This window comes from Litoreibacter meonggei, assembly GCF_003663885.1.
Classification (GTDB): Bacteria; Pseudomonadota; Alphaproteobacteria; order Rhodobacterales; family Rhodobacteraceae; genus Litoreibacter; species Litoreibacter meonggei.
The window spans coordinates 319,948-336,020 of sequence record NZ_RCCE01000003.1 but is presented as its reverse complement, the minus strand read 5'-3'; the positions used below and the strand labels follow the sequence as shown (position 1 = coordinate 336,020).

Sequence of the window (16,073 nt, the reverse complement as noted above, 5' to 3'; positions counted from 1 at the left end):
TGGAGACGTGACGTGGGATTCTATGACGATCTGGAGACCCGCAGCGCGGATGCGCGGGAAGCGGCTCATCTGGCGGCTTTGGGTGCGCTTGGGGTGAAGCTGGGGAGCTTGGCGGAGCTGGCTGGCGTGCCGGTTTTGCGCAAGTCTGATCTATCGGCCAAGCAGAAGGCGCAACCGCCGTTTGGCGGCATGAATGTAGGCGACGTGGCACATGTGTTCCAGTCGCCCGGGCCGATCTATGAGCCGGGTGGGGTGAGCCATGACTGGTGGCGCTTCGGGCGGTTTTTGCATGCCTGCGGGATTGGCCGCACGGATGTGGTGCAGAATTGCTTTGGCTACCACCTGACGCCTGCGGGGATGATGTTCGAGAACGGTGCGCGGGCCGTGGGGGCGCGGGTGTTGCCTGCGGGTACGGGGCAGACGGAATTGCAGGTGCGGGCGGCCAAGGACGTGGGTGCTACGACCTATGCGGGGACGCCGGATTACCTGAACGTGATTTTGGAGAAAGCCGACGAGATGGGGGAAGTCTTGGGCTTCACCAAGGCGGCGGTGTCCGGTGGGGCGCTGTTTCCGTCGCTGCGGCAGGGCTATGCGGATCGCGGGATTGCATGTCTGCAATGCTACGCCACCGCCGATTTGGGGCATATCGCCTACGAGTCGGACGCGATGGACGGGATGATCGTCGACGAGGGCGTGATCGTGGAGATCGTGACGCCCGGCACGGGTGTCCCTGTGGCCGAAGGGCAGGTAGGTGAGATCGTGGTGACCTCGCTGAATCCTGATTATCCGCTGATCCGCTTTGGCACGGGCGACATGAGCGCCGTGATGTCGGGCGTCTCGCCTTGCGGGCGGACGAATATGAGGATCAAGGGCTGGATGGGACGTGCCGACCAGACGACCAAGATCAAGGGCATGTTCGTGCGGCCCGAACAGGTGGCCGACTTGGTGGCGAAACACCCCGAGATTGCCCGTGCGCGGGTTGTTGCCGCCCGTGACGGCGAGATGGACACGATGCGTGTTTTGATCGAGGCTGAGGGCGGGAATGCGGACGCCTATGCGGCCTCGGTTGCGGATGTATTGAAACTAAAAGGCGCGGTGGACGTTGTCCCTGTGGGCAGCCTGCCCAACGATGGCCTCGTGATCGAGGACCAACGCAGCTACAACTAGATAAGGATTTTGCCATGAGATTTCGTGCCAGCCTAACCGCTTTGTTGATGACGTCGGTGCCGGTTTGGGCGGGGGATGTGGCCCTTGTCGTCGGCAACGAAGACTATGCCAACGGGCGCGATTTGAGCGCAGCGGACGAGATGCTGGACGCGGTCGCGCCGCTGGAAGAGGCGGGGTTCGAGGTGCTGAGCGGGTCTGATCTGACGGCGGGGGCGTTGGCGGGACTGGTGTCCGAGCTGAACGCCAAGGTGGGCGGGTCGGGTCGGGTGCTGATCGCCTTGTCGGGGCATTTCGGGAATAGTTTGAGCGGGAGTTGGTTCGTTGGCGCGGATGCAGATGGGCCGGATTTGGGTGCTGTTGCTGCGCAGTCAGTTTCTTTGGGCGTTCTGATGGACATCGCGGCCCGCGCACCGGGAGGCGCGGTTGTTGCACTTGGCGTGGAAGAGGCAGAGTTTGAGTTTGGCGCTGGTGTGAATTCTGGGTTAGGCGATTTGGATATTCCGCAAGGCGTGAGTGTCATTACCGGCCCTTCGGGTGACGTGGCGGATTTCGCTAAGGATGCCTTAGGCGTGAAGGGGCAGTCGATTGCCAACGCGCTAAATGCTTGGCCGAGTTTGACCGGCTCGGGGTTCATGGCGCCTTTGGTACCGTTCCTGCCGAGTGACGGGGCGGCCCCGCCTGTCGTCGCAAAAGCCGACCCTGATGCAGAGCAAAAGGCGTTCTGGAAGGTGACGCAGGATATCGACACGATGGACGCGTTTGAGGCCTATCTGAAGCGCCATCCTGACGGGCTGTTTGCAAGCGAGGCGCGTGCGGAGATTGACAAGATCAAGGCGGAACCCTTGCTGTTGGCGGAGCAGGGTGAAAAGGCGCTGAACCTGAGCCGTGACCGGCGGCGGGAAATTCAGCGGGCGCTGTCGCTGCTGGAGTATGACCCCAAAGGGATCGACGGAATTTTCGGGCGAGGATCGCGTGCGGCGATTCAGAAATGGCAGAACGTGAATGGCGAAACTGCGACGGGCTTCGTGACGCAACCGCAGATTGAACGGCTGGGCGCGCAGGCGGACCGCCGTGCGCAGGAATTGGAAATAGAGGCCGAGAAACGCAAGATTGAACTGGAACGCAAAGACCGCGCCTATTGGAGAGCGACCGGTCAAGGTGGTGACGAGACCGGGCTGCGCGCCTATCTGGAGCGCTATCCTGACGGCGTATTCGCAGAGATTGCCACCGCGCGGTTGGAGCCGTTTGAAGAGGCGCGTCGCGCTGCGGCGGCAGAGCAGGATCGTGCGGCTTGGGATGCGGCGGAATCGGTAGGGTCGCTCGCGGCCTATGAAGGCTATGTTCAGGCGAACCCCGAAGGGGCGTTTGTCGAGCAAGCCCGCGCGAAGATTGCCGAGCTGGAATTCGAGGCGAAGAACGCGGGCGCACTGGAAGCGGCGCAACGCAACGAGGAACGGCTGGGGTTGAACGGCACCACACGGCGATTGGTCGAGGATCGACTGGAGTCACTGGGGTTGAAACCCGGTGCCGTGGACGGAACATTTGATGATGACAGCCGTCGTGCGATCAGACGGTATCAAGAGGCGCGAAACCTGCCGCGCACTGGGTTCCTGAACCAGCAAACCTTGGTGCGATTGCTGGCGGATTCCGTGCTGCGTTAAAGCGCTTTGCGGGCTTTCAGGGCGGCGGAGATTGTGCCGTCGTCGAGATAATCCAGCTCCCCCCCGATGGGGACGCCTTGAGCGAGTGACGTGACTTGGATGCCGCGTGTTTCAAGCTCTCCGGCGATGTAATGGGCCGTGGTCTGGCCGTCGATCGTGGCGTTCAGGGCGAGGATCACTTCGGTGATGTGCTCGTCTGCGACGCGGGTCATCAGCTTCGGGATGCGGAGTTCTTCGGGGCCGACTGCGTCCAGCGCTGAGAGCGTGCCGCCGAGCACATGGTAACGACCCTTGAAGACGCCGGAGCGTTCCATCGCCCAGAGATCGGCCACGTCTTCGACGACGCAAATCTCGCCGTTGGCGCGCTTGTGGGAGGTGCAGATGTCGCAGACGTCTGACGTGCCGATATTGCCGCAGTTGAGGCATTCGCGCGCGGTGGCGGCGACGTTTTGCAAGGTGTCGGAGAGCGGGATCATCAGCAGCGCGCGCTTCTTGATCATGTGCAACACCGCGCGACGGGCCGAGCGGGGGCCAAGCCCGGGGAGCTTGGCCATCATCTCGATCAATGCGTCGATATCTTTCGTGCTACTCAAACGGGCGCGCCTTGTGTTGCTGTCGGAGCCTCCGGCGGAGGTATTTTTGAAGCAATGATAGGTTAGAAGGGGAGCTTCATTCCCGCGGGGATGCCCATTTCTTGGGTGAGCTTGCTCATCTCGGCTTCGGCTTTGGCGGCGGCTTTCGATTGCGCGTCTTTGATGGCGGCGAGGATCAGGTCTTCGACGACTTCCTTTTCGTCGGGGTGGAAGATCGACGGATCGATGTCGAGGCCAGTCAGGATGCCTTTGGCGGTGGCTGTGGCCTTGACCAGACCTGCGCCGCTTTCGCCTTGGACTTCGATGTTTTGCAGGTCTTCCTGCATCTGGGTCATCTTGTCCTGCATTTCTTTGGCTTTTTTCATCATTCCGGCCATATCGCCGAGGCTGCCTAATCCTTTGAGCATCTGAGAGTCTCCAGTTGGGAAATCGTGTTTGGGGTGGTTATGACAGTGGGCATATAGGGGCCACAAGCGGCTGTGACTAGTCGTCCTCGAACGGGTCCCACTCGTCTTCGACTTCTGGCAGGGCCTCGACGGCGGCTTCCTGCACCAGATCGGCGGCGGTGCGGATGTCGATGATTTTCGCACCGGGGAAGGCTTGCAAGGTGGCTTGCATGAGCGGGTGTTCCGTCGCCTCGGCTTTCAGCGCGTTGGCCTCTGCGTCGCGTTCGGCGGCCAGCGTGGGCGCGCCGCCCTCATTGACCAGCGTGACGGCCCAGCGTTGACCCGTCCATTGCTGCAAGCGCGCGCCGAGGCGGGCGGCGAGGTCGCGGGGGGCGTTGTCGGTGGGGACGAACTCGATGCGGCCGGGGGAGTAGTGGGCGAGTTGGACGTAGCCTTCGACCTCGACCAGCAGTTTCATGTCGCGGTTGGTGCGGATCAGGCCGACCACGTGGTTGAAGGTGGGGTAGTGGGCCAGTGCGGTTTCCGCCGACAGGTCGAGTGCGGCGGAGGTGCCGCCGCCTGCGCTGACCGTTTGGGTTTGCGCCCGTGCGGTGGTCATGCCGCCTTGTGGGGCGGTGGTGCCTGCGGGTGGCGTAGGTGGCGGCGGTGTGTCTTGCAGCTTGCGCACCAGTTCCTCGGGCGAGGGTAGGTCGGCCATGTGGGTGAGGCGGATGATCGCCATTTCGGCGGCCATCATGGCGTTGGGGGCGCTGGCGACCTCCTCCAAGGATTTCAGCAGAAGTTGCCACATGCGGGACATGGCGCGCATCGGCAGGGCCTCGGCCATTTGTGCGCCGCGGGTGCGCTCGTCCGGGCCGACGGTGGGATCGTCGGCGGCCTCGGGCGTGATCTTGATGACGGAGACCCAGTGGGTGATTTCGGCCAGATCGCGCAGGACAGCCATTGGGTCGGCACCGTCGGCATATTGCGAGGACAGTTCCTGCAACGCGCCAGCGGCGTCGCCCTTCATGATGAGGTCGAACAGGTCCAGCACGCGGCCACGGTCGGCGAGGCCCAGCATGGCGCGAACTTGCGGCGCGGTGGTCTCGCCCGCGCCGTGGGAGATGGCCTGATCCATCAGAGACATGGCGTCACGGACGGAGCCTTCGGCGGCGCGGGTGATCAGGGCCAGCGCGTCTTCGGCGATTTCGGCGCTTTCCTTGGCGGCGATGGATTGCAGGTGGGCGATCATTACCTCCGGCTCGATCCGGCGCAGATCGAAGCGCTGGCAGCGCGACAGGACGGTGACCGGCACCTTGCGGATTTCCGTGGTGGCGAAGATGAATTTGACGTGCTCGGGCGGCTCCTCCAGCGTCTTCAACAAAGCGTTGAAGGCGGAGGTGGAGAGCATGTGCACCTCGTCGATGATGTATATTTTGTAGCGGGCGGAGGCGGCACGATAATGCACCGAGTCAATGATTTCGCGGATGTCGCCGACGCCGGTGCGGGACGCCGCGTCCATTTCCATGACGTCGACATGGCGACCCTCGGCGATGGCGACGCAGTTGTCGCAGGTGCCGCAAGGCTCCGTGGTTGGGCCGCCAGTGCCGTCCGCGCCGGTGCAGTTCATGCCTTTGGCGATGATCCGCGCGGTGGTGGTTTTGCCGGTGCCGCGAATGCCCGTCATGATGAAGGCCTGCGCGATGCGGCCCGCGTCGAAGGCGTTTTTCAGGGTGCGGACCATGGCGTCCTGCCCGATCAGGTCGGCAAACGTCGCAGGGCGGTATTTCCGCGCCAGAACCTGATAGCCGCCGCTGGTCGTTTCAGTCATGGGAGTTCCTTGGATTCGGGTCGTCCCGGAGCCTAATTCGCGGAGGCGACAAGGTCCACTAGAGACTCCATAGCACTGCGCCGACGGCGGCGGCGGCGAGGCTCATCAGGAGGGCAAGAAAACGGAAATTTCGGCTGGGCGTTGCTTCGGCATGGGTTTCGGTGAGGCGCTCCCATGTTTTGGTGGCCTGCTTCTGGGCGGACCAGAAGATCAGGATCGCGACGATCAGGAACATCGAGGCTACTATCTTGGCGGCCCAAGTGGGGTCAAAATCGCCGAACACCGCTTTCAGGCCAATGGCGACACCGATTGCACCCAGCCCTGTACCCATCCAGCTGGCGAAAGTGCGCTCGTTCGCCATGATCGTGCGATCTTCGGCCCAGTCGGTACGCTCTTCGGCGAGGTCTTGGTTATCTTTGCTCATAGTTGGCAAGGATAGGGCTTCGAGCGGTGATGGAAAGAAGAAAGCGCGCCATAGATCAGGCGCGCTGGGTGAGAGGTTGGACATCGACCCAAGTGGGGCTCGTTGTGGCTGCTTCCTTCCGGATCTGACCAGGTTGGCGAGGCACTTGCCCGCGCCAACCCCTCAAGCCCGATATAGGCACAGATTCTCGCGAACGCAAGGTTTGCCAACTTTGTGTTCCCGTGCCAGAAGCGGGGCAATCAAACGAGGGACTTACGGTGAAACTTGCGGAAACGGTTACCTTTGGCGGCTCCGGGCTGGATCGCGCGGCGCATTTGCGTGGTGATGCGGACGCTTTGAGCGCATTGCTGGACAATCCGGATACGGGTGTGTTGCCCGTTTGGCGGGGTAAGCCCTTGATTGGCGGCGAAGATCGTGACCGCCCTGCATGGCAATCTGCAAACCACCCGATTTTTTCCGAGGCGGACGAGGCGCCGATATTCTTGGGTCTGGACAACGGGGTCGCGCGGTTTGCGCGTGATATCTCGGGCTGGGAGCCGGACGAGAATTTGGACACGCTGAACCAGTTTCTTGACCCGTCCGAGCAGCATTATCCGGGGTTGCCCGACGACGAGCGGTTCTCGGAGTTGCGGGCGATCATGACGCATCTGACGCCGCGCGATGCGGAGTTGATTGCAGCGGCAAAGGCCATTGGCAGCTGGCACGAGACGCACGGGTATTGCGCCCGATGCGGCGCGAAAAGCACGATTTCGATGGCGGGCTGGCAGCGCGATTGCGACGCCTGCGGTGCGCATCACTTCCCGCGCACCGATCCGGTGGTGATCATGCTGGTTACCCATGGCAATTCGGTGCTAATGGGGCGCTCTCCGGGATGGCCCGAGGGGATGTATTCCTGCCTTGCCGGCTTTGTGGAGCCGGGGGAGACCATCGAGGCCGCCGTGCGTCGCGAGACCTTCGAGGAATCCGGCATTCGTGTGGGCGAGGTGGAGTATCTATCGAGCCAGCCCTGGCCGTTTCCAGCGTCGCTGATGTTCGGGTGTCGCGGTCATGCGATCAGCACGGACATCACCATCGACCCTGAAGAAATCGAAGATGCGTTCTGGGTCACGCGCGAAGAGATGATGGAGACGTTTGCAGGCAACAATCCGAAAATGAAAGCCGCCCGCAAAGGCGCAATCGCGCATTTTCTGTTGCTTAACTGGCTGCGGGACACGTTAGACTAGACTGAAAATTGATGAGCGGGCCGACATGAAGTTTTCCACCAAGGAAGATCTTGAGATACCCATTGATGACGTGTTCGAGATGTTGTCGGATTTCGACGGTTTCGAACGTGCCATTTTGCGCCATGGGGCCGATGTATCAAGATCCGACAAAATGAGCAGTAAAGGCGTGGGTATGACGTGGAACGCGCGTGCCACTATGCGTGGCAAGAAGCGTGATTTTGTCGTAAAACTGGTCGAGTTTGATCGCCCCAACCAGATGCTGTTCGACGTGACTACGAAAAATATGGCCGCGACCTTTCTAGTGGAGCTGGTAGCCATGTCACGGACCCGCACGCGGATGCGGGTGGAGTTGGACGCGCGGCCGCAAACGCTGTCGGCGAGGTTGTTGATGCAATCGGCCAAGCTTGCACGCAATAAGCTCAACCGCCGCTACAAAACTCGGATTGCGCATTTTGCCAGCGATCTCGAGGACCGTTACAAAAAAGGTCTCCGCGCTACTACGGCGTGAGCGTGAGGCAGTTTCTTTGTCCGGAGAAAACACTCCTGACAATACCTGTCAGGAGGCGTGACTTATAACTCCCCTTCGAATCAATCGAGCAGGAGTTTTCCAATGACCCGAACCGGCAGCTGCGCCTGTGGCGCTATTCATTTCAATATCACCGCGCCGTTTATCGGTGTCGGCATGTGCCATTGCACGAAATGTCAGAAAGCATCGGGTGGTGGCCCGAACTACGTCGCCCTGACCCCGAAAGACGGGTTGGAGGTTACCCAAGGGCAACCGTCCATCTTTCAATCCGAAGGGAGCAGTGGCGGGACCATTGGTCGGGCATTTTGTGGTGACTGCGGCACCCCGTTATGGAGCATTCCTGCACATGAGCCATTTTTCGCGTTGAAGCTGGGCGCGTTGGACGACAATTCCGACCTTGAACCGGAGATGCATATCTATGTCTCGTCCGCGCCGAAATGGCATGGGATCAATGACGACCTGCCTAAGTTTCCCCAGATGCCACCGTCCGGTTAAGGTCGAGGGCGAGGCGCAACACTTTATCCACGTTTTCCGACATCGGGCGGTCCCCTGACAGGGCTGCCTCTACTGGCACCCATGCGGCGTCCATCGCGTCGTCATCGGCGACGGGGGCGCCTGAGACGTATGTGCAGAGCACAGCGGCGAGCAGGTAGTGGTGTAGCACCACGCCGTTGTCCGCTTGCGCAATGACGTCGATATTCGTGAGGTAGCTCGAGGGGGTCGCGATGACGCCTGTTTCCTCCAGCAATTCACGGGCGGCCGCGTCCAGCGCGGTTTCTCCCAGTTCCACATGGCCACCGGGGAAGCCCCAGAGACCCGCGTTTGGCGCGTTGCGGCGTTGGACCAACAGCGTTTGGCCTTCGTGCACGACCACGGCAATCGCCCCGAGTTTGGGGCGGCGTGGCTCAGTCACGGGCGAAGGCAGCGGGGTAGGTGCCGAGGACTTTGATCTCGGAGGTGAAGAACTCCAGCTCCTCCATCGCGTGCTGCACACCGATATCATCGGGGTGGCCGGAGATGTCCGCGTAGAACTGCGTCGCGGTGAACTCGCCGTCGACCATGTAGCTTTCCAGCTTGGTCATGTTGACGCCATTGGTCGCGAAGCCACCCATCGCCTTGTAGAGCGCGGCGGGGATGTTGCGGACGTTGAACACGAAGGACGTGATCATATGGGTGTCGCCGCGCCGCGACATGTCGGCTTTAGGCGACATAATCAGGAAGCGCGTGGTGTTGGTGTCGTGATCCTCGATGTCGCGGGCAAGCACTTCGAGGCCGTGGGTGTCGGCGGCCATCTCGGAGGCCAGCACGCCGATGCCTGCTTCCGGATGCGCGGCAAGTTCTGCTGCGGCACCGGCGCTGTCGGCGGCGGCCTCGCCACGGATGCCATGCGATTCGAGAAAGGCGCGGCATTGCGGGATCAGGACCAGATGCGCACGCACACACTTGATGCTGTCGAGCGAGGTGCCTTTGGGGGCCATGAGCGCGATGCGGACGCGCACGAAGGCCTCGTCGATAATGTGCAGGCCGGATTCCGGCAGCAAGCGGTGAATGTCCGCCACGCGGCCATAGGTGGTGTTTTCGACGGGCAGCATGGCAAGGGCGGCATTGCCCGTGCGGACGGCGTCGATCACCTCTTCGAACGTGGTGCAGGGCAGCGGCTCCATATCGGGGCGCGCACGTACGCAGGCCTCGTGAGAATAGGCGCCGAGCTCCCCTTGGAACGCAATTTTCTGAGTCATAGTGCATTTTCCCGCAAAAAGGCGTTTAGTCGCGGTGTCTAGCCCTTGCAGAACCGTATGGGAAGACGATAGATACCGCGCAAACGCCAAACGGGTGAGAGACAGACATGTTTGACACGATGACAATGACCAAAGTTCTGGGTGCGCTCTGCGGATCGCTTCTGGTGTTCCTGCTGGGTGGCTGGGCTGCCGACCTGATCTACCACGGCGGCGAAGGCGGTCACGGGGACGAGCATCAGCAAGCCTATGTTATCGAAGTTGAAGGTGGCGAGGCTGAAGTCGAAGAAGAAGTCGAAGAAATAGACTTCGCAGCGGTAATGGCTGAAGCCGATGCGGAAAAAGGCTCCAAGGTCTTCTCCAAGTGCAAAGCCTGCCACAAGCTGGAAGACGGCGCAAACGGCACGGGCCCGCACCTGTATGGTGTCGTTGGACGTGACGTTGCTGCTGTTGGTGACTTCGGATATTCCGACGTGCTGTCCGGTAATGGCGGTGCTTGGACCCCAGAAGAGCTGCAAGCCTTCCTTGAAAACCCTAAAGCATATGCCCCGGGCACGAAGATGAGCTTTGCTGGCCTGAAGAAAATCGACGACCGTGCGAACTTGATCGCGTATCTTGAGACCATTGGCGGCTAAGTCCGTTAGAGGTAAGAATTTCGAAAGGCCGTCCCTTTTGGGGCGGCCTTTTTCGTTTCAAGGTGATCTCATCCGCTCACAATCGCGCAATCGGCCTTGATTGTTGAACAAATCCAACTTCTTTTGTCTTATCTGATTAGTGTCGTGCCCATGACAGGTCTCAGGAGGATCAAAATGAAGAAACGCCATCCGCAAGCCCTTGTGCAATCCCACTCCCGGCAAAGAAGCCGGATGAAATGGATGGGCGCTGGCTTGATGCTGGTGGCGGCGACAGTGACGTCGGTGACGGCGGCGCGTAGTGAGACGATCATCAAGGCGCACGGATTTTCCGACTTTGGCGAGTTGAAATACGCCGAAGGGTTTCCGCATCTGGATTACGTGAACCCTGACGCCCCGAAAGGTGGCGAAATTTCCGTGGCGGCATCAGGCACGTTTGACAGCATGAACCCGTTTAGCCGCAAGGGGCGCGGCGGAGCGCTGTCGAGCATCCCGTATGAGCGGTTGATGACGAGCGTGGACGATGATCCTTACGGGGCCTATTGCTTGCTATGCGAGAGCTTGGAATACCCCGAAAGTCAGGAATGGGTCATTTTCAACCTGCGTCCCGAGGCCAAATTCGCGGACGGGACACCCGTGACGGCGCATGACGTTGTTTTCACGGTGAAGACCTTCCTGACCGATGGGCTGCCCTCCTTCGCGCAAGCCGTGTCCAAGTTCTACAAAAGCTACGAGGCGCTGGACGATCACCGAATCAAGTTCACCTTCAACGAAGGTATTCCACGCAAGGGTCTGATCAGTCAGGCGGGCGCGTCCATCGCATTCTCGAAGAAATGGTTCGAGGAGAATGACGCCAACATCAAAGAACCACGGCTGGAATCTGCGGTCGGCTCCGGTCCGTATATGGCAGGCGAAGTGGACCCGCCGCGGCGCATCGTTTACGAGCGTAACCCCGACTATTGGGGCGCAGATTTACCCATCAACAAGGGGCGTTGGAATTTCGACCGGATGCGGATCGAGTATTTCGCAGATGAAACCGCGTCGATGGAAGCGTTCAAAAGCGGCGTCTACAATTTCCGCCGTGAAAGCAGCTCCTTGAAGTGGGCGACGGCCTATGACTTTCCCGGCATAGAGAACGGCAACATTGTGAAGGCTGAGCTGGCAAATGGTAGCCTTCCGCCAGCTTACGGCATGGTGTTCAATCTGCGCCGCGACAAGTTTGACGACCCGCGCGTGCGCGAAGCGTTGCAGTTGATGTACAACTTCACGTGGACCAACGAGACATTGCAATTTGGCTTGTTCGCCCAGCGGGACTCGTTTTGGCAGAACACGGATTTGGCCGCCGAGGGCGTGGCCGAGGGGCTGGAGCTTGAATACCTGAAATCCGTGGAAGACCTGCTAGAGGACAAGTCCGTCCTGACGGAGCCTGTTGTCGTGGCCCATGAAAGCAGCGCGCGGCAGCTGGACCGCAAGAATTTGCGCAAGGCGACAAAACTGCTGTCGGAAGCGGGTTGGGAGGCTGATGCAAGCGGGGTTCTATCCAAAGATGGCAAGCCGTTCGAGATTGAATTTCTCTCCGGTAGTCCAGCCTATGACCGGCTGATCCAACCCTATATCGAAAACCTCAAACGCGTGGGTGTGCAGGCCAAATATACCCGCGTGGACCCAGCTCAATACACCAACCGCGAACGCGGGTTTGATTGGGATATGATCTACGATGGGTATGTGAACTACATTCAGGAAGACAACGGGATTTCGCAGCGGTTCGGGTCTCAAGACGCGGAGTATTCTTTGTTCAACCCGTCGGGCTACAACTCGCCCGCCGTGGATGCGCTGATCAAGAAGATGCTGGACGCCGAGACGCTGGACGAAATGCAGGCGGCTGTGCGGGCAACGGACCGTATCTTGCGGGCCGCGCGGATCATGATCCCTGCTTGGTATAACGACACGTTCTGGGTCGCGTATTATGATATGTTCGAGCATCCCGATAAATTGCCGCCACTGGCCTTGGGTCATCTGGATTTTTGGTGGTATAACGCCGACAAGGCTGCGGCCTTGAAGGCAAAAGGCGCCCTTTAGAGGCGTCGGAAAAACAGGCGGTACGACCCGAACATGGGCGCATATATCCTCAGACGGCTACTGCTGGTGATCCCGACATTGATCGGGATCATGATCGTGAACTTTGCCCTGACGCAGTTCGTGCCGGGTGGTCCGATCGAGCAGATCATTGCGAACTTGGAGGGCCAAGGCGACGTCTTTGAAGGCTTCTCGGGCGGCAGTAATGACAGCCAGTTGGAGAGCCTGAGCACCGACAGCAAATACGAGGGCGCGCGCGGGTTGCCGCCAGAATTCATCGCCAAGCTGGAGAAGGAATTCGGCTTCGACAAGCCGCCGGTTGAGCGGTTCTTGAACATGATGTGGAACTACCTGCGGTTTGATTTCGGCGAGAGCTATTTCCGCTCGGTCAGCGTGCTGGATTTGGTGTGGGAGAAGATGCCAGTGTCGATCACGCTGGGGCTTTGGTCCACGGTGATCGCCTATGTGATCTCGATCCCGCTGGGCATCCGCAAGGCGATCCGCGACGGGTCAAGCTTTGACACTTGGACGTCAGCGATAATCATCGTGGCTTATGCCATTCCGGGTTTTTTATTCGCCATCGTGTTGCTGGTTTTGTTCGCGGGGGGGTCCTATTACCAGTGGTTCCCGCTGAGGGGGCTGACGTCTGACAACTTTGAAGACCTGAGCGCCATGGGCAAGGTGGTGGACTATTTCTGGCACATCGCACTGCCCGTCACCGCCTCCACCATTGCGGCTTTTGCGACGCTGACCTTGCTGACGAAGAACTCGTTTCTGGACGAGATCAAGAAGCAATATGTGGTCACCGCCAAAGCCAAGGGGCTATCGGAAAGCCGTGTGCTGTATGGCCACGTCTTCCGCAACGCGATGTTGATCGTGATCGCGGGTTTCCCCAGCTTGTTTCTAGGTATTTTCCTGTCGGGATCGTTGATTATCGAGACGATCTTCTCGCTGGATGGGTTGGGCCGTTTGGCATTCGAGGCGACGGTGGCGCGGGATTATCCGGTGGTCTTCGGGACGCTCTATTTCTTCGGGCTGATTGGCCTGATCGTCGGCATCCTGTCTGACCTGATGTATGTCTTCGTGGACCCGCGCATCGACTTTGAAAGCCGCGAGACATGAAGTTGTCCCCGCTCAATCAACGGCGCTGGACGAACTTCAAGCGCAACCGGCGGGCCTTGTGGTCGCTGTGGATTTTCGCGGTGCTGTTCGGGTTGTCGCTGTTCGCGGAACTGATCGCCAACGACAAGCCGATCCTGATTAAATACCGCGGTGAGTTGTTCACCCCGATTACCAGCTTCTATCCTGAGACAGCGTTTGGCGGCGATCTGCGGACCGAAGCGGTTTATCGCGATATCGAGATACAATGCTTGATCAAAACCGGCGGTATCGAGGATTGCTGGGACGACCCCGAAGCCGTGATGGAGGAAGCCGCTACCGGCACCTTTGCGGGCGAGTCGGTGGAGCAGGGGTGGATTATCACGCCGATTATCCCGTTCAGCTACACCACCATTGTTGATCGCCCGGGCACAGCACCTGCGGCACCGGATGCGATGAACTGGCTGGGCACGGACAACACGTCACGCGACGTCGCGGCACGGGTGATCTATGGCTTCCGGCTGTCGATTGTATTTACACTGGTGGTGACGTTGGTGTCGTCCATCATCGGGATTGCAGCGGGGGCGGTGCAGGGTTTCTTTGGTGGGCGCGTGGACCTGATCTTCCAGCGTGTGCTGGAAATCTGGGGGGCCACGCCGAGCCTCTATGTCATCATCATCATGTTCGCTATTCTGGGACGCAGCTTCTGGCTGCTGGTGTTCCTGTCGATCCTGTTCGGCTGGCCCGCTTTGGTTGGCGTGGTGCGTGCGGAGTTCCTGCGGGCGCGCAATTTTGAGTATGTCCGCGCGGCGCGCGCGCTGGGCGTGTCGAACACCACCATCATGTTCCGCCACATGCTGCCCAATGCCATGGTCGCGACGCTGACCTTCCTGCCGTTCATTGTAACGGGGACCATCGGGATGCTGGCATCGCTTGATTTTCTGGGCTTCGGATTGCCGTCCTCGGCCCCGTCGCTGGGGGAGCTGACCTTGCAGGCCAAGCAGAACCTGCAAGCCCCGTGGCTGGCCTTTACCGCCTTCACAACCTTCGCGGTGATGCTGTCGCTACTGGTGTTCATATTCGAGGGCGTGCGCGATGCGTTTGACCCCAGAAAGACCTTTCAATGAGCTTACTTCTGGAGGTCAAAGACCTGTCCGTCAGCTTCCGTCAGGACGGCGAAGTGACCAAGGCGGTCACGGGGGTGTCTTTCCACGTGGATCGCGGCGAGACCGTGGCGTTGGTGGGAGAGTCCGGTTCGGGCAAATCAGTGTCCGCGCTGTCCACGGTGCAGCTTTTACCGGACAGCGCCACGGTAACCGGGCAGATCAGCTATGACGGGAAAGACCTGACAGCGGCGAGCGAGCGAGAGCTGCGTCAGGTTCGGGGCAATGACATCAGCTTCATTTTCCAAGAGCCGATGACCTCTTTGAACCCGCTGCATACGCTGGAAAAGCAGATCACTGAAAGCCTGAGCCTGCACCAAGGGTTGCGCGGCGACGCGGCGCGGGTGCGCGTGATCGAGTTGATGGAGAAGGTCGGTATTCGCAACGCTGAAAGCCGATTGTCGAGCTACCCGCACCAATTGTCGGGTGGGCAGCGTCAGCGGGTGATGATCGCGATGGCCTTGGCCAACGGGCCGGAGCTGTTGATTGCGGACGAGCCAACGACGGCGCTGGATGTGACCATTCAGGCGCAGATTTTGGAACTTCTGGCGGATCTCAAGCGGCGCGAAAAGATGAGCCTGCTGTTCATCACCCACGATCTTGGCGTGGTGCGCAAGATTGCCGACAGGGTTTGCGTCATGCAGCATGGCAAGATCGTCGAAACCGGCCCCACGGCCGAAATTTTCGACAACCCCCAGCATCCCTACACGAAACTGTTGTTGGAAGCGGAATCGACAGGCGTGCCCGGACCGGTTCCTGTGGGCGCGAAGGAGATGGTATCAACCGAGGAGTTGCGTATCTGGTTCCCGATCCAGACCGGACTTTTGAAACGCACGACCGGCCATGTGAAAGCGGTGAACGCCGCCACCGTGTCGGTTCGCGCAGGCGAGACGTTGGGGATTGTGGGCGAATCCGGCTCTGGCAAGACCACGTTGGCGCTGGCGATCATGCGGCTGATTTCGAGCAAGGGGCCGATCCAGTTCGAGGGGCGCGACATTCAAGGGCTGTCCTCGAAGGATTTGCGCCCGTTGCGCGCGGACATGCAGATCGTGTTCCAAGACCCCTATGGCTCTTTGTCACCGCGTATGACGGTGGAGCAGATCATCGCTGAAGGGCTGGGCGTGCACGGCACCGATCCGGGGCGGGACCGCCGCGAGATGGTGTCGGAGATCATGACTGAGGTGGGGTTGCAGCCGGAGATGATGCACCGCTATCCACACGAGTTTTCGGGCGGCCAGCGGCAGCGTATTGCCATCGCGCGGGCCATGATCTTGCGGCCCAAGCTGGTGGTCTTGGACGAGCCGACGAGCGCTTTGGACATGACGGTGCAGGTGCAGATCGTGGAGTTGCTGCGCAACCTGCAGCAGAAATACGGACTGGCCTATCTGTTTATCAGCCACGACCTGAAGGTGGTGCGCGCGATGTCGCACAAGGTACTGGTGATGAAGCAGGGCGACGTGGTCGAGACCGGCAACAGCGAAGAGCTGTTTGCCAACCCGAAAGTTCCATACACCCAGCAATTGCTGGCCGCGGCGTTGGACCTGAAAGCGGGGTAGC

At 60.1% G+C, this 16,073-nt stretch carries 16 protein-coding genes and 1 other RNA gene; 10 read left to right on the top strand and 7 right to left on the bottom strand.

What is annotated here, in order from left to right; translation table 11 throughout:
* Nucleotides 1-12: 12 nt before the first annotated feature.
* Complete coding sequence (locus BCF46_RS10095) at nucleotides 13-1,167, top strand: phenylacetate--CoA ligase family protein (protein ID WP_121023821.1); 1,155 nt, start codon at nucleotides 13-15, stop codon at nucleotides 1,165-1,167.
* 14 nt (nucleotides 1,168-1,181) lie between these two features.
* Nucleotides 1,182-2,828, top strand: coding sequence for a peptidoglycan-binding domain-containing protein (locus BCF46_RS10090; protein ID WP_121023819.1), 1,647 nt, complete (start codon nucleotides 1,182-1,184; stop codon nucleotides 2,826-2,828).
* On the opposite strand, the gene recR is transcribed toward BCF46_RS10090, so the two are convergent.
* The 5 genes from recR to ffs form a co-directional block, all read right to left on the bottom strand.
* Entirely contained in the window at nucleotides 2,825-3,421 is a 597-nt protein-coding gene (gene recR / locus BCF46_RS10085; RefSeq protein WP_121023817.1) for a recombination mediator RecR, read from the bottom strand. The genes BCF46_RS10090 and recR overlap by 4 nt on opposite strands.
* A 62-nt stretch (nucleotides 3,422-3,483) precedes the next feature.
* A complete protein-coding gene (locus tag BCF46_RS10080; RefSeq protein ID WP_121023815.1) occupies nucleotides 3,484-3,828 on the bottom strand; it encodes a YbaB/EbfC family nucleoid-associated protein in 345 nt (114 codons plus the stop codon).
* 76 nt (nucleotides 3,829-3,904) lie between these two features.
* On the bottom strand, nucleotides 3,905-5,638 hold the full coding sequence (locus BCF46_RS10075; protein ID WP_121023813.1) for a DNA polymerase III subunit gamma/tau: 1,734 nt from the start codon (nucleotides 5,636-5,638) through the stop codon (nucleotides 3,905-3,907).
* 58 nt (nucleotides 5,639-5,696) lie between these two features.
* Complete coding sequence (locus tag BCF46_RS10070; RefSeq protein ID WP_121024501.1) at nucleotides 5,697-6,062, bottom strand: YidH family protein; 366 nt, start codon at nucleotides 6,060-6,062, stop codon at nucleotides 5,697-5,699.
* A 66-nt stretch (nucleotides 6,063-6,128) separates the two neighbouring features.
* An RNA gene (gene ffs / locus BCF46_RS10065) (signal recognition particle sRNA small type) lies at nucleotides 6,129-6,227 on the bottom strand.
* Between the two features lie 92 nt (nucleotides 6,228-6,319).
* On the opposite strand from ffs, the gene nudC reads away from it, so the two are divergent.
* From nudC to BCF46_RS10050, 3 genes are all read left to right on the top strand, one after another.
* Nucleotides 6,320-7,285, top strand: coding sequence for an NAD(+) diphosphatase (gene nudC, locus BCF46_RS10060; RefSeq protein ID WP_121024500.1), 966 nt, complete (start codon nucleotides 6,320-6,322; stop codon nucleotides 7,283-7,285).
* 25 nt (nucleotides 7,286-7,310) lie between these two features.
* Entirely contained in the window at nucleotides 7,311-7,793 is a 483-nt protein-coding gene (locus BCF46_RS10055; protein WP_121023811.1) for an SRPBCC family protein, read from the top strand.
* A 102-nt stretch (nucleotides 7,794-7,895) separates the two neighbouring features.
* Nucleotides 7,896-8,306 carry a GFA family protein gene (locus BCF46_RS10050; protein ID WP_121023809.1) on the top strand — a complete coding sequence of 137 codons (411 nt, stop codon included), beginning with the start codon at nucleotides 7,896-7,898 and terminating at the stop codon, nucleotides 8,304-8,306.
* Here BCF46_RS10050 and BCF46_RS10045 read toward each other — a convergent pair.
* Both BCF46_RS10045 and BCF46_RS10040 read right to left on the bottom strand, forming a co-directional pair.
* On the bottom strand, nucleotides 8,275-8,724 hold the full coding sequence (locus BCF46_RS10045) for an NUDIX hydrolase (RefSeq protein ID WP_281272089.1): 450 nt from the start codon (nucleotides 8,722-8,724) through the stop codon (nucleotides 8,275-8,277). The two genes, BCF46_RS10050 and BCF46_RS10045, sit on opposite strands and share 32 nt — an antisense overlap.
* Nucleotides 8,717-9,550 carry a prephenate dehydratase gene (locus BCF46_RS10040; protein ID WP_121023805.1) on the bottom strand — a complete coding sequence of 278 codons (834 nt, stop codon included), beginning with the start codon at nucleotides 9,548-9,550 and terminating at the stop codon, nucleotides 8,717-8,719. The genes BCF46_RS10045 and BCF46_RS10040 overlap by 8 nt, the downstream gene beginning before the upstream one ends.
* Before the next feature lie 107 nt (nucleotides 9,551-9,657).
* Between BCF46_RS10040 and BCF46_RS10035 the strand changes: the two genes are divergently transcribed.
* From BCF46_RS10035 to BCF46_RS10015, 5 genes are all read left to right on the top strand, one after another.
* Nucleotides 9,658-10,182: a c-type cytochrome gene (locus BCF46_RS10035; RefSeq protein WP_121023803.1), complete on the top strand. Its 525-nt coding sequence runs from the start codon at nucleotides 9,658-9,660 to the stop codon at nucleotides 10,180-10,182.
* A gap of 174 nt (nucleotides 10,183-10,356) precedes the next feature.
* The gene (locus tag BCF46_RS10030) at nucleotides 10,357-12,258 is read left to right on the top strand and encodes an extracellular solute-binding protein (protein WP_121023801.1); all 1,902 of its coding nucleotides are present in this window, start codon (nucleotides 10,357-10,359) and stop codon (nucleotides 12,256-12,258) included.
* 33 nt (nucleotides 12,259-12,291) lie between these two features.
* On the top strand, nucleotides 12,292-13,377 hold the full coding sequence (locus BCF46_RS10025; RefSeq protein WP_121023799.1) for a microcin C ABC transporter permease YejB: 1,086 nt from the start codon (nucleotides 12,292-12,294) through the stop codon (nucleotides 13,375-13,377).
* Nucleotides 13,374-14,480 carry an ABC transporter permease gene (locus tag BCF46_RS10020; protein WP_121023797.1) on the top strand — a complete coding sequence of 369 codons (1,107 nt, stop codon included), beginning with the start codon at nucleotides 13,374-13,376 and terminating at the stop codon, nucleotides 14,478-14,480. Before BCF46_RS10025 ends, BCF46_RS10020 begins: the two co-directional genes overlap by 4 nt.
* Nucleotides 14,477-16,072, top strand: coding sequence for an ABC transporter ATP-binding protein (locus BCF46_RS10015; protein ID WP_121023796.1), 1,596 nt, complete (start codon nucleotides 14,477-14,479; stop codon nucleotides 16,070-16,072). Before BCF46_RS10020 ends, BCF46_RS10015 begins: the two co-directional genes overlap by 4 nt.
* Nucleotide 16,073: the final 1 nt, after the last annotated feature.